Source organism: Psychrobacter cibarius (genome assembly GCF_904845955.1).
GTDB classification, from domain to species: Bacteria; Pseudomonadota; Gammaproteobacteria; order Pseudomonadales; family Moraxellaceae; genus Psychrobacter; species Psychrobacter cibarius_B.
The window spans coordinates 395645-415425 of sequence record NZ_CAJGYX010000002.1 but is presented as its reverse complement, the minus strand read 5'-3'; the positions used below and the strand labels follow the sequence as shown (position 1 = coordinate 415425).

The following is a 19781-nucleotide window of genomic DNA, read 5'->3' as shown; positions in this document are numbered from 1 at the left end:
TTTACTCATTCCAGCAAGGATGAAGTGAGCTTTAAAAATATAATAAACCGTAGGATACTTTATGCAAACCATTTTACTAGTTCCCATTAGCCGTGGTATCGGCGTAACGTCAGCAGCGCTTGGATTGATCCGCGCTCTTGATTACAACGGTATCAAAGCGGGCTTTATGAAGCCATTTTTGCAAGATGATACACTTGATAAGCAAAACAGTTTAGACAGCTCAAGCGCGTTAGCAATGCATGCTTTTGGTCTGACGCCACCTAAATCTATCAGTCGGCAGCGTGTCGAGCGTATGATTGGTGATGGTAATCTTGATGACTTGATGGAAGAAGTGGTCGTCAATTATCATACTCTTGGCGATGATTACGATGTGGTGATCTGTGAAGGCTTAGTACCGACCACAGAGACCTCTTATGCCTCGCAAATCAACCGGGCGATTGCCCATGCATTAGATGCTAGAATCATCTTTGTTAGCACTGCTGATACCAGTAAACCGGCCTATCTGGCTGATAAACTTGACGTTCACGCTCGTGAGTTTGGCGGCATCGCCCATGAGCGCACGCTCGGCGCGATTTTGATGCGTGTACATGACTTGCCAAATGCGCAAAGCACCGTAGAAAATCAAATCGTTGCCCCTGGTGAAGCGGTTGTGAGTTTAGATGACGGCTTTATGCAAGAAGTCCAGCGCCTATCACCGCATTTTAATACTGATGCGTTCCGTTTAATCGGGGTAGTGCCATTCAGTGATTCACTGTCCGTGCCTCGCACCTGGGATATCGCCACTGAGCTTGATGCCAAATGGCTCAATGTCGGTGAAGCTAAGTCACGCCGTATTAACCGCATTAGCCTAACCGCACGCTCGGTCGCACGCGTCGATGAGGTGTTTAAACGTGGCACCCTTATCGTCGTACCGGGCGATCGAGATGATTTACTATTAGCAGCAGGTTTGGCTTGTATCAATGGTATCCCGCTGGCAGGATTGGTATTAACTGGCGGCGTCGAGCCGAGTGCAACCGTCGCTGAGCTATGGCAATCTGCCCTCAAAACAGGCATCCCTGTCATGAGTGTCGAAAGCGACAGCTATGAGACCGTACAAAGCCTCATGCACATGAGCGCAGAGATTCCAAGTGATGATACTGAACGTGCTGAAGAAGTGGCCCGTTATGTCGCCGCTCATTTAGATCTTAGCTGGATTAAAGACTATTTTAGTCAAAATCATGAGCCGCGCCTCTCACCATCTGCATTCCGTCATCAAGTGGTTAAAAAAGCACAAGACGCCAAAAAACGCATCGTGCTACCAGAGGGTTCTGAGCCGCGTACTGTTGAAGCCGCTTGTATCTGTCAAAGCCGCGGCATCGCCAACTGTGTACTACTCGCTAAGCGTAGCGATGTCGAGCAAGTGGCTAAAAATCTCGACTTAGTTTTACCTGAAGGTCTTGAAATAATTGACCCCGACACGCTTGATATGAGCAAATATATCGCTGCAGTGGTCGAACGCCGTAAAGGTAAAACCAGCGCAGAAGTCGCTGCTGAATACTTAAAAGACACCGTATATCTAGGCACGACCATGCTACAGATGGATGAAGTCGACGGCCTCGTTTCTGGCGCGATTCATACCACCGCCAATACTGTCCGTCCAGCATTTCAGTTGATTAAGACCGCACCGCAATACTCGCTCGTATCATCAGTATTTTTTATGCTGCTACCTGAGCAAGTGGTTGTCTACGGTGACTGTGCCATTAATCCTGATCCAAATGCCGAAGAACTGGCTGAGATTGCCATTCAATCAGCACAGTCTGCTGCCGCCTTCGGTATTGATCCAAAAGTTGCGATGATTAGCTATTCTACAGGCTCATCAGGAACTGGTGCGGACGTCGAAAAAGTCACCCGTGCGACCCAAATCGTCCGCGAGCGTGCGCCACACCTAAAAGTCGATGGACCGCTACAGTATGACGCCGCTTCTGTCATGAGCGTCGGCAAGCAAAAAGCGCCTGATTCACCGGTTGCTGGGCAAGCCAATGTCTTTATTTTCCCAGACCTCAATACGGGCAATACCACTTATAAAGCCGTACAACGTAGCGCCAATGTAGTGAGTGTTGGCCCAATGCTGCAAGGTTTGAATAAGCCAGTAAACGACTTGTCTCGTGGAGCCTTGGTCGATGATATTATCTACACCATCGCCCTTACCGCTATTCAAGCTCATAGCGACGCGATTTAATTGCATTAAAATGTATGACTAATTGCGCTATAAGTAACCGACTATCAACATGATGGTCGGTTTTTTATTGGCTACGTTTACAACTGACTTTTTAAAAATCTTTCATAATGGATAGCTAAGCGCTCATTTTACCTAGTATTTCAGCGCTTTTAATGACAGATGCCCGCTTGCCCTCTACAATAGCGCTACCATCGAAGCATTTAACCTAAAAAGGTCCGCTGATAAAAGGATAAAATGCATCAACGACAACGTGCCTCTTATCTATTTTTACGCATTTATTTATGCCAAATACCAGCAAAAATTCTCAAAAAAATACACCTGCGCCAGCCATTCGTGCTTATCTTGGCGGCTCATTTGATCCCGTACATGATGGTCATCTGCAAATGGCGATGACTGTTTATCAGCGTTTGCTACCGATAGCCAAGCAGCAACAGCGAGCGCTGCACGTGTCACTATTGCCCAATGCGCGCTCTCCCTTTAAAGAAAAAAGTACAGATCCTAAACACCGTCTGGCGATGTTAAAGCTTGCGACACTCCATACACCGCTACAAATTAATGAGCTTGAGCTGTGGCAAACACCGCCTGTTTATACCATCGATAGTGTACGCACGTTGCGCCAGCGTTATCCGTATGACAGTCTAATATTCATCATCGGTATGGATAGCGCGCTGAGTTTGAGCGAATGGAAAAACGGTTTAGAGCTTACGGATTACGTCAATCTTTGGGTGTTTAATCGTGATGATCTGTCTAATATTAATAATAAAAATAATCATCTGTTGGCAACCACGACTCATTCCACGAAAAAAATGTTAGTTGCGCAGGATACGATGAACTTGCACGCCCAATTACCTGCGCAGCTGCAATCTTTACGCATCGATGCGCCTATTGATTTATTACCGCCCACCTCTCAAGCACTGACCGATAGCCGTCTCTTGAAAAACACCCATCAAGGCCACATTTATATAGACTCGCGTCCTATCGCCACGATATCCAGTACACAGATACGCCAACAGTTACAGCCGACGGAAAATCGATCGAATATAATATCCGCAGCGGCAAGGCAAATGACATCTATCGCACCAATAAATGATATCATAGACAATACTGCACCCAATCCATTAGCTAAATGGCTAAATCCTGCTGTTTATCAATATATTATCGCCCATCAGCTATATTCTGCTGCTCAATTCCGTTAAAATCGCCTTATCTTTGTCATTTTGCCCATCCAGTCTCTACAGCTGACTGGCGACATCTAGTCCATTCGACAATGCCAACGCATGCAAATTGACGATTTACCTTTTTATTTTTAATATTGACGATTCAAGAGATCAAAATTTATGACCAACACCATGACTGAAGAACGCTTAAAAGAATGCTTAGCCGTTGTTGAGACCGCTCTAGACGATATGAAAGCGAAGAACATCACCGTAATGAATGTAGAAGATTTGACTGACGTAACCGAACGCATCGTTATCGCTGACGGTACTTCTAAGCGCCATGTACGCGCGATGGCTGACAATGTCGGTGCTGAAGCGAAGCAAGCGGGCTTTATGCCACTTGGTCGCGAAGGCGGTATCGATTCTGACTGGACATTGATTGATCTGGGCGCTGTCGTCGTGCATGTAATGACGCCACAAGCCCGTGGGTTCTATGACTTAGAAGGTTTATGGTCATCACCTGAGCAATTGGCTGAGCTGGTCGCTGTACCGCGTGAAAAGAAAACGGCCGGTCGCCGCAATAAAAATAAATAATTTTATTTATTTTTATAACGCTGTGAAAACCAAAAAGGCCAGATATCTATTCTGGTCTTTTTTTGTCTAAAATTTACCGTTCTAATACCCTTTCACCTACTGCTAAATTTTAAGCGGCTGAATGCTTAGCATTAGATGAATGATTAAGCTAAGATAATACGCATTATTAATACCAGTATTAAAGTAGCCTCTCCCCTAATAAATCCCTATAGATTAGGAAAACCTATGAGCTTAGAACCTATAAATATAGCAACGCTAACATCTTCTACCCCAAAAAATGTAGCCGACTTTAACCAAACCCTGCCGCTACATATCGCCAATCTAACCTGCGTCCGCGCTGGCAAAGCCATGCCATTCACCCGTGAAGAAATGAGCGCTATTGATAAAGCGCCCATCAAAGCGCCTGTCGCGGTCAATTTTATGGGATTAACCACTGACGAACAAGCCGATCGCAAGCATCATGGCGGCCCACTCAAAGCCGTGCATCAACTGGCACCTGCAACTTATGAGAAAATTAACGCAGAATTTGGTCTAAAAGTCCGCGTCGGTACATTGGGCGAAAACCTCACGACCGAAGCAGTAAATGATTTGCCTGAAATGACCGAATCTACAGTTTGTATTGGCGACGTTTTTGAATATGGTAATACGGCTACTAGTACAGATGATGTTGATAATTTACAACTGCGTATCGTCCAACCACGCCGCCCCTGCTACAAAATCAACGACCAAATCGGACAGTTTACCAGAGTGCCAAATATCGCGGCATGGGTCAGCAAACAAGGCATCGCTGGTTGGTATTTCAAAGTGGTACGTGATGGCATGATTAGCGCTGATTTGCCCGTCTATTTAATCGAACGTCCCTACCCGTTTGCAACACTTGAAAAACTGTGGCAATTGTCTAACTCTAAAGAGAAATACGATGCCGAGGTGATTGAGCCATGGCTCGCGATTGAGTGTTTGGAGGAGAGTTGGAAAAAGGTGTTGGCTAAGAAGATTCGCAAGAATTAAAAAAGCTTTCAAAGATATCTCGATCTCATCTATCTACTATCAATAAAAAAATAAAGGCAAGTATAGTCAATCCTATATAAATCAGATACGGTGTCAGGCTCGCTTAGTCTACTATTTGTAGTACTTTCGCTCGCCTTCCTTATATCCAAATTATATTGAAACGACTATATCAAAGCTTACCTTTATTCACACAGAGCATTTCATGGTAAAAAATATCTTCTTAGCGTTTGGCTTAACACTGCCCCTGATTGGCTGCGTGACCACGACCTCCCCAGTAGCAACTACCAAAAGCTACATCGTGGATAGTAAAACTTACCAAGCCACTGGCAAAAGCGAGCGCATCAAAACCATCGTCTTGCACTACACGGTGTCAGACAATGACCGATCGATAAAAACACTGACCACAGGCAAGGTGAGCGCGCACTATCTAGTGTTAGATAATGACGATGATAAAATTTATAACCTCGTACCAGAAAACGAGCGCGCTTGGCATGCGGGCGATGGTGGCTTTGCGGGACGGACAATCCTGAACGATACTTCTATCGGCATAGAAATCGTCAATGCAGGAATTGCACCTGAATATAAAGATGCACTAAAAAATGGCGAACTCGACTATCATCCTTATGACCATTATGTGGCGTTTGACGAGTTACAGATTAAAAAAGTCGCAGAGCTGGTACAAGATATCACCGCGAGATATGACATCTCACCAAAGAATATCATCGGTCATTCTGATATGGCACCCTCACGTAAGATAGATCCCGGTGCAAAGTTCCCTTGGCAGCAACTGTATAAGCAATATGACATCGGAGCTTGGTATGATAACGCTGATAAATTGTCTTTTATGGATATAGACACATTTGCAGCGGCAACGATACCTGAGCTGAAGCAGCAATTTCGTGACTATGGCTATCAGATTAACAGTAGCGACGAGTGGGACAAAGCCAGTCGCGATGTCGTCTATGCATTTCAGCTGCATTTTAGACCCCGTAACCCAACAGGAACGGTAGACTTAGAGACTTATGCTATTTTAAAGGCATTGAATAAGAAGTATGCTGATACCAACGATTTTTATTAACCCTTTCATATCATCAATAATAAACGAGCTGTACAAGGAATTTTATGAACACATTGTTTAGCGTAAATTTGAATAAATTGGCTTTGATCCGTAACTCGCGCGGTACTGACTACCCTAATCTGTTGACCTTTGTGAAGAAGCTGATTGACTTAGGTGTCAAAGGCTTTACCGTACACCCGAGACCAGATGAGCGTCATATCAGATACCAAGATGTCTATGATATCAGTGCATTCTTAACCGATTATCCAGAGATTGAGTTCAATATCGAAGGCAATCCAAACGAGCAGTTCTTAAAGATTATCCGTGAAGTAAAGCCGCATCAATGTACGCTCGTACCAGATAGCGACGATCAGTTGACCTCCGATCATGGTTTTGATATCATTAAACATCATGAGTTTTTATCAACGTTAAGCAAAGAGCTGCAAGCCTTTGGTACGCGCTGTGCGGTGTTCATCGACCCTGATATTGAGCAAATCAAAGCGGTCATCGAGAGCGATGTACAGACGATCGAGATGTATACCAAAGAATGGGCGCGCGCCTACAGTAATAGTAAGAGCGGTAACCAGTTCGATGAGGTCAAGCAACGCTTTAGCGACTGTATTAATCTAGCCAATCAAAACAGTATCCGCGTCAATGCGGGTCATGATTTGAATTTGGAGAATTTGGCTGATTTGCTCGCGCTTAGTGATATCGCTGAAGTGTCGATTGGTCATGCATTTACGATTGAATCACTGGAGCAAGGTATGGATAATGTCGTGCGTCAGTATTTAGCAATTTGTGGGTAGTCCAAACTAATAAGCAAATAGTCTATTCACTTTACACTCGATGCGGTGATGCTGGGATATATTTTATGCAGCCTCTGTCAGCGTAGACACAGCAAGCAAGTAAAATTCATACCAGTAGCATGGCAATATTGGCGTATCAATTTTATTTTAAAATGACTACAGTTTGGTTCTATCAGCAGTCCTAATATCTGCATTATCAATAAAAACGCTAATAATATTAAAACAGGAATCTTTATGTATCAAGACTTTCAGAAACACCTACAACAAGAAATCAGTGATATACGCGCGGCAGGACTGTATAAAAACGAGCGCGTGATTACCTCTCCCCAAGATGCGCTCATTAAGATCACTGATGGCCGTGAAGTGCTTAACTTCTGTGCCAATAATTATCTTGGATTGTCTGATCACCCTGAGATTAAAAAGGCAGCTATCGAAGCCATCGAAAACTCAGGTTATGGCATGTCATCGGTGCGGTTTATTTGCGGTACGCAAGATTTGCATAAGCAATTAGAAGCGGCGATTTCTAAGTTTTTTAATACCGAAGACACGATTCTTTATGCGGCCTGTTTCGATGCCAATGGCGGTGCCTTTGAGCCACTGCTGACTGCTGAGGATGCCATTATTTCTGATTCGTTAAATCATGCCTCAATCATCGACGGTGTGCGCCTGTGTAAAGCGGCTCGCTATCGCTATGCCAATGCGGATATGCAAGATTTAGAGACGCAATTACAAGCGGCGCAAGCACAGCGTTTTCGTTTGATTGTGACCGACGGTGTGTTTTCGATGGATGGTAATGTGGCACCAATGGATGAGATTTATGCGTTGGCACAGAAATATGATGCCATGGTGATGATTGACGAGTCGCATTCAGCAGGCGTGGTCGGTCACACGGGTGGCGGCGTGACTGAATTATTCAATCTACGTGGTGATATTGAGCTGATCACTGGTACCTTGGGCAAGGCATTTGGCGGTGCTATTGGCGGCTTTACCACGGGTAAAAAAGAAATCGTTGAGATGTTGCGTCAGCGCTCACGTCCGTATCTGTTTTCAAACTCCATTCCTCCTATGGTGGCAGCGGCTGGGGTAAAAGCATTTGAGATGCTGTCGCAAGACAATACCCTACAAGATAAATTGCATGAAAATACCGCCTATTTTGTGAAGAAGATGCAAGATGCAGGCTTCGATATCAAACCCACCGCATCAGCAATTTGTGCGGTCATGCTTTATGACGCCAATGTCTCGCAACAAATGGCCAACGAGCTGTTGAAAGAAGGCATTTATGTGATTGGCTTCTTCTACCCTGTCGTACCCAAAGACGAGGCTCGCATCCGTGTCCAGCTCTCTGCTGCCCATACTCGCGAGCAGCTAGACCAATGTATCACCGCCTTTATCAAAGTCGCCAAGCAAATGAAAGTGATTGATTAAGCATCGTTCAGTATTTGTTCGGTATTCACTCGCTAGATTCAACCATTAAGTACAACACCGTTAAATAAGAGAAAAGTATGAAAGCACTGGTTAAAACCCATGCCAAAAAAGGCATCTGGATGCAAGACATGCCAGAACCTACTGTTGGCATCAATGACGTTAAAATTAAAATTAAAAAAACCGCCATTTGTGGTACAGATTTGCACATTTATAAGTGGGATGAGTGGTCAGAAAAAACCATCAAGACGCCGATGATTATCGGACACGAATACGTCGGTATCATTAGCGAAATAGGCGATGGTGTGAAGCACTTTGAAGTGGGTGATCGAGTCACTGGCGAAGGACATATCGCTTGCGGGCATTGCCGTAACTGCCGCCGTGGCAAGCTGCATGTGTGTGAAAACACCATCGGCGTGGGCGTCGACCGCGATGGCGCGTTTGCCGAATATTTGGTGATACCTGCCGATAATGTCATCAAGCTCGATGAGCGTATCAGCGATGAGATGGCAGCCATCATGGACCCTTTTGGCAATGCCACGCATACCGCCCTTTCATTTCCTGTCCTTGGTGAAGATGTGCTAATCACGGGTGCGGGACTGATTGGTTCTATGGCAACAGCGATTTGCCGCTTCGCAGGGGCGCGTAATATTGTGGTCAGTGATATCAGTGACTATCGCCTAGCGCTTGCCAAAAAAATGGGCGCGACGATGACCATCAACCCAGCCAAAGGTGAAACCATCGAAGGCGCCATTGCTGAGTTAAAAATGCACGGGTTTGATATTGGACTTGAAATGTCAGGCTCGCCTCAGGCCTTTGATTCGATGATTAGTAATATGTATAACGGCTCTAAAATCTCTCTCTTGGGTATTTTACCTAACACCACCACGGTGGATTGGAGCAAGATTATCTTTAAGGCGTTAACCCTAAAAGGTATCTATGGCCGTGAGATGTGGGAGACGTGGTATCAGATGGAGCAAATGCTAATTAGCGGTATTGATCTATCGCCAATCATTACCCATCGCATGCACATTGATGACTTTCAAGAAGGCTTTGATATCATGGAAAGTGGGCAATGCGGTAAGGTGATTTTAAGCTGGGATTGATAATGTGGTGCGTCAGTCTTTGATGAGTCGTGATTAGGGTTTACATTGTCACGACTAATAAAACGGCACTGATTTCAGTGCCGTTTTTTTATGGTAAAAATTATACGAGGATAAACTATGGGCAATTCTGAAGCCGATAAACTTGAAAAGTATTTGGAAGAAAAAGCCAAACAAGATCAGGAAAAAGAGCATGTATCTGAGCCGCTCTCTGCTTATGATGCTTGTGTGCTAAAGGAAAGTGCTAAGATTCATGAATTGATAGCGGAGGCTCAGAGAATTATTGAAAAGTAAATCTGTGGAATATAAAACTGAAATATAAGAGGTGGGCTTTTTAGCTCACCTTTTTTGTGTATATAGATTGAGAACCAAACTAAAGCCCTCATTTAAATTGGTATAGTCAATCCACAATAAAACTGGAACAACCCATATCATAAAATAGTTTAGGTAGATTATTCTCCATCCAACCTTGGCGTAGAAACTTTGCTTGCGCCCATTTCTTTTCGATAGGATTTAGATCAGGACTGTAGGGTGGTAAGAATAGAAGCCTGTGACCGTACCTATTCAGCAGTCTTTGAACTCGTTTGTGAAAGCTGGCGTTATCCATAACAATTACACATTTGGTTCTAAGACTTGGGATTAGGGTGTATTTACACCAGTCGTAGAATATATCGCCATTAATATTTTTATCAAAGTAATCAAGCGCAAACAGCATCTTTTCATATAAAGCACCGATGACGTTGGTACGCTTTTTTGCTTGCCAGTTGTAGCGATCAATGCAAGGTTTTCCTATTGGTGTATAGCCGTAAGGGCGAATAGTTTCAGCTTCAAAGCCGCTTTCATCCATATAAATAATGGGATAGCCTTGCTTCATAAAATGATCAAGCTTACTTTGATACGCCGCTCTTTTGATCGGACATGCTTTTGGATGTTCTAAGGTCTTTTTTTTGACTGATGCCAAGACGCTTTAAGGCCGACTCAATGCCTGACTTACTGCAACCTAAACGCTGTGCTCGCTCGTACATATAATCGTCTGGATACTGCTTAACATCTTTCAGTAATGCTTCATTTGATATTTTAGTCGGTGCTTTATTTCTAGTCGTTTTAGGAACTAAGCTCTGCTGCCAGCTGTGAATAGAGCTTGTGCTAAGCTCGTAAAAAGCAGCAGCTTCTCGAATGGTCATGCCGTCTTTAATGCTACGCAGTACTTGTTTGCGAAAGTCGATTGAATAGGTCATCGTTTATTTCACTAAATGAATTGATTATAAACATTGTATCGGTTTTATCTAAGATTAACTATAGTAACGGACTATTGACTCACAAATATCTAAGGACTCAAATTGAAAGTATCCGCATCCAATATAATTAGCTGGGTAGAAAACAATAATAAAATAGCGCAGCAAGAGCTACCTCAAATAATAAGGCGGCTCTGCTTTCATGCAAAAGATACAAAGGCAATCTCGTTCCCTGCTGGTGACTCTACTTTTATGCCATCATGGGACGGAACTCTTGAATCAACTGACGGGAATGCATGGATTCCTGCTGGGAAATCCGTTTGGGAGATAGGTACAGATATAGTCTAATCCAAATAAAACCGATACAACCCTATTAACAATTGCATTTAATGAAATAAACGATGACTTATTCAATAGACTATCGCAAACAGGTACTTTCTAGCATCACTGATGGTATGACCATACGAGAAGCTGCGCTATTTTATGGACTTAGCACCAGCACCATTCACAGCTGGCAGAAGAAATTAGCGCCTAAAACAACCAGAAATAAAGCACCGACTAAAATACCTGATGACGCATTGATTGAAGACGTAAAAAGATACCCAGATGATTATAACTATGAAAGAGCTCGTCGCTTGAACTGTAGTAAAACGGGCATCTTTAATGCTTTAAAGCGTCTTGGTATCAGTCAAAAAAAAGACCTTAGAACATCCAAAAGCGTGTCCGATAAAAAGAGCGATATTCCAGAGTAGGCTTGATTGCTTTACTCAGCAAGGCTATCCCATTGTCTATATGGATGAAAGCGGCTTTGAGGCTGAAACTATTCGTTCTCATGGCTATGCACCGATAGGTAAACCCTGTATCGATAGCTACAACTGGCAAGCAAAGAAGCGTACTAATGTCATCGGAGCTCTCTATAAAAAGATGCTGTTTGCGCTTGAGTACGTTGAGCAGAACATCAATAGCAATATATTTTATGATTGGTGTAAGTTCACACTTATTCCAAGTCTTAAAACCAAGTGCGTGATTGTCATGGATAACGCTCGGTTTCATAAAAGTAGACGCATTCAAAAACTACTCAACAGGCATGGCCATCGTATTTTATGGCTGCCGCCGTACAGCCCTGATCTGAACCCTATCGAGAAAAAATGGGCACAGGCTAAGTTTCTGCGCCAAGGGTGGATGGAGAATAATCTCCCTAAACTGTTTCATGATATGGGCTGTATCGATTTTATAAAGACTTAACTATAGTTCAATAGGTAGTAAAGCTAATAGTGATTTTGGGAAAAGAACAGAAGACGCTTCAGAAGAGTTTAAAGCTGAAAATACTTATATCTTTATTACTCCCCGACGTTGGAAGAATAAAGAAAGATGGATTACTGACAATAAAAATACAGAAGGCTGGAAAGAAGTTAGAGCATATGATGCTACTGATTTAGAGGAGTGGATTGATAGTCAGCCTTCAAATGCAGTCTATATTGCAGAGGTTCTAGGGATTGGTGGCTACGGCATTAAAAGTGCTGAAGTTTATTTCAATGATTGGGCGCATCAATGTAAACCAGCTATAACTAAAGAAGCGCTAACATTAGGAAGAGAAAGCTCTTTCGAACCATTGGATAAAGAATTTACTAACAATTTTATTAAGGACAATTATTCAGTTATTAGTGTGTACTCTGACAGTATTGAAGAGTCTGTGATAAGTGCTATCGTTACCGTAATTAATAATAACAAGCTTCTCTTAAACTCTCTAGTAATTACTAATGAACAAGGTTGGCAATACGTTCAAAATAATCCAGAAGTTAAAATCATAATCTGTGCGTCACCTGAAATTGCTAAACAACCTAGTGTTAGAAACGACTTAACACTAATATCACCTCAATCATTAGGCAACAAACCTGCTGATGAGAAAAATATTATTCTAGAAAGAGCCAGTTACTCAGAGTTTGAGAAAGCTTTAGTAGCTTTAGGAGAAGAAGAAAGCGATGCAAAACGCTTATCACATCAAGCAGGTAGGTCATGGTCAGTTTACCGAAGACTTAAAGCTATTAATCCAGCTATCTCCAAACCTGACTGGTCAGACGGAAATTCTCTAGCTCTTAGTTTATTATCCCTGATTGGTTCATGGGACGGAAACAATGCAAATGATAAGGCTTTTGTATCTTCTATTGCACAAACTGAATATCAAAATATTGAATCGGAGCTTTTGAAGTTAGCTTCTATTGATAATACGCCTGTAATGAAAATTGAGCAGGTATGGAAGATCAAATCCCCTGTAGAGGCATTACCTTTTGTTAGTAGTTCCATTAGCAGTGAGTTAGTCCAACACTACTTTGATAGTTTGCTTGAATTATTTTTAACAAAGCATCCAAAGTTTGAACTAGATATCAATCAACGCTATATGGCTAAAGTCATTGGTAAACAATTCCCTTATTCAGAAGTATTGCTTGAAGGTATTACTAACTCATTGGTTAAGCTCGCTGTCATAGGTGATAGATTCGTCAAGCTAACAGCTACTAATTTTCAATTTGAAATCAATCAACTGATAAAAGAAATATTATCAAACAATAGTAGAGAAAACTGGTTGACACTAGAGCCGTACTTTAGAAGCTTTGCAGAAGCTAGTCCAGAAGAATTCTTGGGTTCGATAGAAAAAGACCTTCAAAGAGACACTCCTTTAATTCAAACTTTATTTACAGAGAGTAGTAGTGACGTCATGACTGGTCGACGTTATTTCAATAACCTATTATGGGCATTCGAAGTTTTAGCTTGGAATCCTCGATACATTACTCGTGCCTGCAAAATTTTAATTGTGTTAGATAAATTTATAGTTCCTTCAAACTGGTCTAATAGTCCATTTAACACTCTTTATTCCTTCTTTAGACCATGGTTTCCACAGACCAATACAACTGTAGAACAACGTATAACACTGCTAGAACGAATCATAACGCTTGACGAAAAAACTGCTTTCAAAATATTTTTAAGACAAATAGATTTGAGGGGTGATCATGCATATTCAAATGCTCAGCCAGTTTGGCGAGATGATAATGCTGGTCATATTGTATTAGAAGCTGATATGCATAAAGGCATAGAATATGCGAATGACAGCATAATAAAATTAGCAAATCTTAATTCGGATAGAATTTTACAAATTCTTGAGTTATATATATTTGATAGTTTAGACTTATGGCAAAAAGTACTTAACTTGCTTTATGATTTGGCTAAATCATATATAGAAGACGATGTTCGTATACGCTTTCAAAGTAAATTAAGACAATTTAAAAATCATCACCCAAGAACCTCTTTGAATTCTGAGGATCTAACACGTCAGCTGGATTATTATATTGAAATTTTTAAACCCGAATCTATTGTTAATGAGTATTTATGGCTATTTACTAATCAAGCTGATAGCTGCTTTAAAGGAGCTTCTAATGATTACGATTACAAAGAGCGCCAAGAGATAGGCGATAAAAAAAGAATTGAAGCTATCATAGTAATCTATGAAAAATATGGAAAAGAAGTAATATTTAAACTACTAGCTAAATCAAATAATAAAAGACTCTGCTCAGTTGCAATCATTCAATCCAAAATTTTAGAGCCCAAAAATATCATAGATTTGTTAGTACAGAATATCGATTTATATGATCTTGATATCCTAGATAGTATTGTATGGTCTGAAGGCAACTCAAAAGTTATCACAAACTTTAAATTAATCATGGATGAATCAAATATATCTTCTATATTGAATAATGAAGATAAAGTTAGTTTGCTTTTGAACTTACCGTTTAATAAAAACGTATGGGATACAGCAAAGCTATATAACCTTGAAGATGAATACTGGGACAGGTTTAATGGTTATTTAGCTTGGATAGGCGATGTACAGGACAAAGAATACTGTATCGGGAAGCTTATAGAAAGACAACGTCCAGTGGCTTTATTAAATGCTATTAGCTTAAAGTTTACAGTCTTACCAGTCGAGCAGCTTCTACAAATTTTAGAGCTTTTTATTAACAACCCTGAAGATCAGTATAAAAATTTCGACAGTCATATAATTAAAGAGATGATTGAATATCTTGAAGAGCAAAGTGGTTTTGACGAGTCAAGATTGGTATATATAGAATATCAGCTGTTTTCATTACTTGGGTACGATGAAGCGATCAGGCTAAAAACTCTTTATAGAAATATAATGAATGACCCAAATTTCTTTATACAATTACTTCAGTCATTTTACTTAAAAAATGATGATGCACCTAAACAAGAAAAACCTACAACTCTGCACAACTACAAAATACTTGATGAGTGTGAGTTTTTACCAAGTATTAATAAAGATATGGAACTTAATGAACCTGATTTTAGAGCTTTTGTTAAAGAAGTTAGAGTGCGAAGCGAAGCTCTTGGTATTTTAGAAGCTTGCGATAGAGTACTTGGTCGAATATTATCTCACTCTCCACATGAAGACGATGAAAAAAGTATATTGACGATGGTGGCAGATGTTTTAGATTTGTTTGACGCTGAAGATTTGAGACGAGGGTTCTATTCAGGTACTATCAACCAAAGAGGTGCTCACTGGAGGGACAAAGGTGGAAAACAAGAAAGGGCTTTAGCAGACAAGTACAGACAGTATGCTAAACCGTGGATTATTTCACATCCTTATGTAGCTGAAATGTTTGAGAATATGGCACGTTCGTATGAAGATACAGCTAAATACTGGGACAACCACGATAAGCTGATGTCTGAAAATCTTCGTTAGCTACAAATAGTGGCCTTGAGACGCGTTTTAGCCCCGACTGTAGCGGTATCCTGCTGGTTTGGGCAAGTTGCGATGGCTAGGTTTTGGGGTGTCGACGCGAAGCAAGCGACGATCCAAACCGTAGACAGCGCCGCGCCCAGACTGGCAGATACAAGCGTAAGGCGGGAAATAGCTCCCCTACTCTTAAAAACACCCAAATCCCAAACACAAAAAAGGTGAGCTTTGAGCCCACCTTTTTATTTTAAAAAACCGCTATCTAAAACTATCAGCAATTGCTAGAGGTTTGAGTAGCGAGGAAAACATGCACAAGCACTACATGTCGTAGGCTCAGCAAGTTTGACGAAGCTAATCAAGCATCTAGGTTTGCGACTAGCGCAACCAAGCACGAGCGTTACGGAACATACGCATCCACGCGCCGTCCTCGTCCCACTCTTCTGGTTTCCAGCTATGATTGTAGGCTTTTAGGTTACGCTCAGGATGTGGCATCATAATCGTCACACGACCATCAGTGCTACACAGACCCGTGACACCGCCGACAGAACCGTTTGGATTGAGCGGATACGTCTCAGTTGGATGACCTTGGCTATCAACATAACGCATCGCAAGCTGACCGTGTTTGGCCATACCGTCAATCTCTGTGTTGTCTAGTGTGGCATAGCCTTCACCATGCGCCACGGCGATTGGCAAGATGCTGTCTTGCATGCCTTTGAACAGGATAGACTTGGTACGCTCGATTTTCACATTAACCGTACGCCCTTCAAAACGCGCTGACTGGTTAGCGATGAAGCGTGGGAAGTTGTCCGCACCTGGGATGAGGTCTTTTAACTGAGCCATCATCTGACAACCGTTACAGACGCCTAGTGAGAAGGTTTCAGGACGGGCAAAGAAGCGGACAAACTGCATGCGTAGCTCGTCATGGAACAAGATAGAGTTTGCCCAGCCAGAGCCAGCGCCCAGTACATCACCATAACTAAAGCCACCACAAGCGACTAAACCATCGAAGTCACGTAGATTGATACGACCATTCAGCAGATCGCTCATGTGTACATCGACCGCTTCAAAGCCAGCTTGCGTAAAGCCTGCTGCCATTTCCGTCTGACCATTTACGCCTTGCTCACGCAAGATAGCGACTCTTGGCGTGCTGTTATCAGAATCAGCACGGCTGTTTACATATGGTTCTTCAACTTTTTGATTCAAATCAAAGTTTGGCGCAGCGATTAGGCCTTGATGGCTCGCATCAGCGATTAAGTCGTACTCTTGCTGTACGCACGCAGGGTTATCACGGCGACGCGCGATTTGATAACTGACCTGAGTCCACGCTTGCTGCAATTCAGTACGGCTAAAGCTGAGAGTGTCATTACCCATGAGCGTTGGCGTTTGGATAAGCAGACTGTCTTCTTCTGAGCTTTGACCCACAAGGCTGAGCATATCAGCAACGTTGAACTCTTCTGCCAATTGCATGAGAGCCGCGACGTTTTCTGGCAATACTTGGATGACGGCACCCAGCTCTTCACTGAACAGCTGACCAAGCAGATTGTCATCGGTCAATGACAGTTTGATACCTTGACGGCTGGTGAATTGCATCTCAGCGATCGTTGCCAATAGACCACCATCACCGATATCGTGATATGCACTGATGACGCCTTGCGCATTACCCGCTTGGACAAAGTTAAAGAAATCAACCAAGTCGCTTGGCTGTGCCAAATCTGGGCAATCGTTACCCAATTGGCTAAGCGTTTGCGCAAGGATTGAGCCGCCTAGACGTAGCTTGCCTTTAGACAAATCAATACGGTAGAACGCGCTGTCACCATTGATTAGCTCAGGGGTTAGCGTTTTTGCCACATCAACCACAGGAGCAAATGCAGTAATCACCAAGCTCATTGGTGAAACGACTGATTTATCCGTATCACCTGCTTCACTACTGTCAGTCCAGTTCGCACGCATCGATAGCGAGTCTTTACCGACTGGAATCGCGATACCCAGTGCTGGGCATAACTCTTCACCGACGGTATATACCGCGTCGAATAATGCTGCATCTTCTGCATCATCACCGCAAGCTGCCATCCAGTTCGCTGACATCGTGATATCAGACAACTGAGCAATACGTGCGCCAGCGATGTTGGTAATCGCTTCACCAATGGCAAGGCGTGCTGAGGCTTTTGGACTAATAAGCGCAACAGGCGTACGCTCGCCGACACTCATCGCTTCGCCGCTCATCACCTGACCATCGAGCGCAACCAAGCCTGACGCCGTCACTGCACAATCCGATACAGGCACTTGATAGCGACCCACATACTGATCGCGCACGACCATACCTGTGATAGAGCGGTCACCAATGCTGATCAAGAATGATTTGCTAGCGACCGTTGGGTGACGCAACACGTCTTTGATTGACTCAGCTAAATTGACCTCACCTAACTCTAATGCAGGTAAGCTGCTGTCATGACGGTCAAAGCTACGCTTCATCTTCGGCGTGCCACCGAGCAATACTTGCATCGGCATATCGACAGGTTGGTCTTCTAGCAGCGTATCATTAACAACTAGCTGACGGACATCCGTGGCTGTTCCCAAGATGGCATACGGGCAACGCTCACGCGCACAGATCGCATCGAATTGGGCTTCGCTGTCTGGACGAATCGCGAGGACATAACGCTCTTGCGCTTCGTTTGACCAAATAGCCATTGGCGACATGCCAGCTTCTAACGATGGTATTTTACGCAGATTTAGTATCGCGCCCATCTCATGGTCATTGACCAGTTCAGGCATTGCATTAGAGATACCGCCCGCGCCCACATCATGCAATGACACGATAGGGTCACCATCTTTACTATTGTTACTCGCATCGACATCATTACCAGCAAGTGCCCAGCAGCGATCTAAAACTTCTTGGCAACGACGCTCCATCTCAGCGTTATCGCGCTGAACTGAGGCAAAATCCAAGCCTTCATCAAGGTCACCACTATCAACCGAAGAGGCTGCACCACCGCCTAGACCAATCTGCATCGCAGGGCCACCAAGGACGATTAATAAATCACCTTGCTGAATGGTGTTTTTTTCAATGAGGTTGCGTTTGATATTGCCATAACCACCTGCCAGCATGATTGGCTTATGATAGCCGCGCATTTCGCTGCCGTCTTTTGCCGCTGAGGTATCAAGCTGAAAACTACGGAAATAACCGCATAGGTTTGGACGACCAAATTCGTTTGAGAAGTTGGCTGAACCGAGAGGCGCTTCAGTCATAATCTCAAGACTGGTTGCCATACGATCTGGCGTGCCATAAGCCTGAGTACTCAACTGACCTGACTGCTCCCACTTCTCAGCGAGCTCTGGGATATGCAAGTGTGATACATGGAAGCCTGTCAGACCTGCTTTTGGCTTACCGCCACGACCAGTCGCGCCTTCATCACGAATCTCGCCACCAGCACCCGTCGCTGCACCAGAATAAGGGGCAATCGCGGTTGGATGGTTATGGGTTTCGACCTTCATTAAAATGTCGATTTCTTCTTGATGAAAGTCATAAGGGTGAATTGAATTGGCATCCATCGCGTCGGTAGGAATTGGATAAAAACGCATACCCTCAGAACCTGCCATTACCGCGGCATTGTCTTTATACGCTGACAAGATACCTTGTGGATTGGCTTTATAAGTGTTCTTAATCATTTGGAACAATGACTTTGGCTGTACAGCACCATCGACTGTCCACTCAGCGTTGAAAATCTTATGACGGCAATGCTCTGAGTTGGCCTGTGCAAACATCATTAGCTCAACGTCAGTTGGATTACGCTTTAGCTCATTGACATAAGCATTCATCAAATAGTCAATGTCTTCACTTGATAATGCAAAACCAAACTGGGTATTGGCAGACTCTAGCGCTGACTGACCTTGTCCGATGACATCAATATGATTCAATGATGCTGGCTGCTCATCATCAAACAATTTGTTCAAATCATTCAAATCATAAACCAAGCTCTGCGTCATACGGTCAAACAATAATTGCTCAGCGTCTGCTGGTAGTTTTTCGCCTGCGTCACCATCAATGGTTAACGTATAAACAACCACACGCTCAACACGGTTGAGCTCAATTTCACAGTTATTAAAGATATCAGTCGCTTTACTTGCCCATGGCGAAATCGTGCCAAAACGTGGACCAACGATGACTTGTATTTGATTAGCTTGTGGGTCAGTCAGCACTGTCGCACTGTCAACAGCGAGTAGGTCTAACGCCTTTTTATGTTCATCACCTTCGAGCTTGCGTGATAGCACATACACTTGCTGGGTACTTATTTGACTGACATTGAGCTCGGTTTTTTGCTGAAACTGACTGATGAGTTGCTGCGTCTGAAAATCGGTAAGAAACGGTTGTCCGGCGATGGTCATCATAAAGGCATAATCCGTAAGATCAAGGCATCTCTGCCATGCAAAGTAAATGGTCTG

The 19781-nt window shown here is 43.2% G+C and carries 15 protein-coding genes; 12 read left to right on the top strand and 3 right to left on the bottom strand.

All coding sequences use genetic code 11. From position 1 onward, the window contains the following. The first annotated feature begins 61 nt into the window (after positions 1 to 61). From pta to JMV76_RS05175, 9 genes are all read left to right on the top strand, one after another. Positions 62 to 2218 (top strand): phosphate acetyltransferase, encoded by a 2157-nt coding sequence (gene pta / locus JMV76_RS05215; protein ID WP_201501886.1) that lies wholly within the window; start codon positions 62 to 64, stop codon positions 2216 to 2218. 281 nt (positions 2219 to 2499) lie between these two features. Further along, a complete protein-coding gene (locus JMV76_RS05210; RefSeq protein WP_201501885.1) occupies positions 2500 to 3414 on the top strand; it encodes a nicotinate-nicotinamide nucleotide adenylyltransferase in 915 nt (304 codons plus the stop codon). Between the two features lie 141 nt (positions 3415 to 3555). Further along, on the top strand, positions 3556 to 3969 hold the full coding sequence (gene rsfS / locus JMV76_RS05205) for a ribosome silencing factor (RefSeq protein ID WP_201501884.1): 414 nt from the start codon (positions 3556 to 3558) through the stop codon (positions 3967 to 3969). Positions 3970 to 4194: 225 nt separating this feature from the next. Beyond that, positions 4195 to 4977, top strand: a complete 783-nt coding sequence (locus tag JMV76_RS05200; protein WP_201501883.1) for an MOSC domain-containing protein — start codon at positions 4195 to 4197, stop codon at positions 4975 to 4977. A gap of 202 nt (positions 4978 to 5179) precedes the next feature. Further along, positions 5180 to 6055, top strand: coding sequence for an N-acetylmuramoyl-L-alanine amidase (locus JMV76_RS05195; RefSeq protein ID WP_201501882.1), 876 nt, complete (start codon positions 5180 to 5182; stop codon positions 6053 to 6055). Positions 6056 to 6099: 44 nt separating this feature from the next. Next, on the top strand, positions 6100 to 6840 hold the full coding sequence (locus tag JMV76_RS05190) for a pyridoxine 5'-phosphate synthase (protein WP_201501881.1): 741 nt from the start codon (positions 6100 to 6102) through the stop codon (positions 6838 to 6840). A 234-nt stretch (positions 6841 to 7074) separates the two neighbouring features. Beyond that, a complete protein-coding gene (gene kbl, locus JMV76_RS05185) occupies positions 7075 to 8265 on the top strand; it encodes a glycine C-acetyltransferase (protein ID WP_201501880.1) in 1191 nt (396 codons plus the stop codon). Between the two features lie 77 nt (positions 8266 to 8342). Then, on the top strand, positions 8343 to 9368 hold the full coding sequence (tdh, locus tag JMV76_RS05180) for an L-threonine 3-dehydrogenase (RefSeq protein WP_201501879.1): 1026 nt from the start codon (positions 8343 to 8345) through the stop codon (positions 9366 to 9368). Between the two features lie 117 nt (positions 9369 to 9485). Further along, on the top strand, positions 9486 to 9659 hold the full coding sequence (locus JMV76_RS05175; protein WP_170108287.1) for a hypothetical protein: 174 nt from the start codon (positions 9486 to 9488) through the stop codon (positions 9657 to 9659). A gap of 106 nt (positions 9660 to 9765) precedes the next feature. Here JMV76_RS05175 and JMV76_RS05170 read toward each other — a convergent pair whose 3' ends face one another. Together JMV76_RS05170 and JMV76_RS14775 are read right to left on the bottom strand one after the other, a co-directional pair. Further along, positions 9766 to 10326, bottom strand: a complete 561-nt coding sequence (locus JMV76_RS05170) for an IS630 family transposase (protein ID WP_227690107.1) — start codon at positions 10324 to 10326, stop codon at positions 9766 to 9768. Then, entirely contained in the window at positions 10253 to 10603 is a 351-nt protein-coding gene (locus tag JMV76_RS14775) for an IS630 transposase-related protein (protein ID WP_201502539.1), read from the bottom strand. Before JMV76_RS14775 ends, JMV76_RS05170 begins: the two co-directional genes overlap by 74 nt. Positions 10604 to 11001: 398 nt before the next feature. Here JMV76_RS14775 and JMV76_RS14770 point away from each other — a divergent pair, with 398 nt between their 5' ends. The 3 genes from JMV76_RS14770 (at position 11002) to JMV76_RS05160 (ending at position 15347) form a co-directional block, all read left to right on the top strand. Then, positions 11002 to 11352 carry an IS630 transposase-related protein gene (locus JMV76_RS14770; RefSeq protein ID WP_227690105.1) on the top strand — a complete coding sequence of 117 codons (351 nt, stop codon included), beginning with the start codon at positions 11002 to 11004 and terminating at the stop codon, positions 11350 to 11352. Continuing rightward, on the top strand, positions 11279 to 11845 hold the full coding sequence (locus JMV76_RS05165; protein WP_227690103.1) for an IS630 family transposase: 567 nt from the start codon (positions 11279 to 11281) through the stop codon (positions 11843 to 11845). The genes JMV76_RS14770 and JMV76_RS05165 overlap by 74 nt, the downstream gene beginning before the upstream one ends. Before the next feature lie 448 nt (positions 11846 to 12293). After that, positions 12294 to 15347, top strand: a complete 3054-nt coding sequence (locus JMV76_RS05160; protein WP_201501878.1) for a hypothetical protein — start codon at positions 12294 to 12296, stop codon at positions 15345 to 15347. 369 nt (positions 15348 to 15716) lie between these two features. On the opposite strand, the gene purL is transcribed toward JMV76_RS05160, so the two are convergent. Continuing rightward, positions 15717 to 19727 carry a phosphoribosylformylglycinamidine synthase gene (gene purL / locus JMV76_RS05155; RefSeq protein ID WP_201501877.1) on the bottom strand — a complete coding sequence of 1337 codons (4011 nt, stop codon included), beginning with the start codon at positions 19725 to 19727 and terminating at the stop codon, positions 15717 to 15719. Positions 19728 to 19781: the final 54 nt, after the last annotated feature.

What these genes read in the sequence shown, in the direction of transcription:
- pta (WP_201501886.1), top strand. Translation starts at nt 62, where the DNA reads ATGCAAACCATTTTACTAGTTCCCATTAGCCGTGGTATCGGCGTAACG.
- JMV76_RS05210 (WP_201501885.1), top strand. Translation starts at nt 2,500, where the DNA reads ATGCCAAATACCAGCAAAAATTCTCAAAAAAATACACCTGCGCCAGCC.
- rsfS (WP_201501884.1), top strand. Translation starts at nt 3,556, where the DNA reads ATGACCAACACCATGACTGAAGAACGCTTAAAAGAATGCTTAGCCGTT.
- JMV76_RS05200 (WP_201501883.1), top strand. Translation starts at nt 4,195, where the DNA reads ATGAGCTTAGAACCTATAAATATAGCAACGCTAACATCTTCTACCCCA.
- JMV76_RS05195 (WP_201501882.1), top strand. Translation starts at nt 5,180, where the DNA reads ATGGTAAAAAATATCTTCTTAGCGTTTGGCTTAACACTGCCCCTGATT.
- JMV76_RS05190 (WP_201501881.1), top strand. Translation starts at nt 6,100, where the DNA reads ATGAACACATTGTTTAGCGTAAATTTGAATAAATTGGCTTTGATCCGT.
- kbl (WP_201501880.1), top strand. Translation starts at nt 7,075, where the DNA reads ATGTATCAAGACTTTCAGAAACACCTACAACAAGAAATCAGTGATATA.
- tdh (WP_201501879.1), top strand. Translation starts at nt 8,343, where the DNA reads ATGAAAGCACTGGTTAAAACCCATGCCAAAAAAGGCATCTGGATGCAA.
- JMV76_RS05175 (WP_170108287.1), top strand. Translation starts at nt 9,486, where the DNA reads ATGGGCAATTCTGAAGCCGATAAACTTGAAAAGTATTTGGAAGAAAAA.
- JMV76_RS14775 (WP_201502539.1), bottom strand. Translation starts at nt 10,603, where the DNA reads ATGACCTATTCAATCGACTTTCGCAAACAAGTACTGCGTAGCATTAAA.
- JMV76_RS14770 (WP_227690105.1), top strand. Translation starts at nt 11,002, where the DNA reads ATGACTTATTCAATAGACTATCGCAAACAGGTACTTTCTAGCATCACT.
- purL (WP_201501877.1), bottom strand. Translation starts at nt 19,727, where the DNA reads ATGATGACCATCGCCGGACAACCGTTTCTTACCGATTTTCAGACGCAG.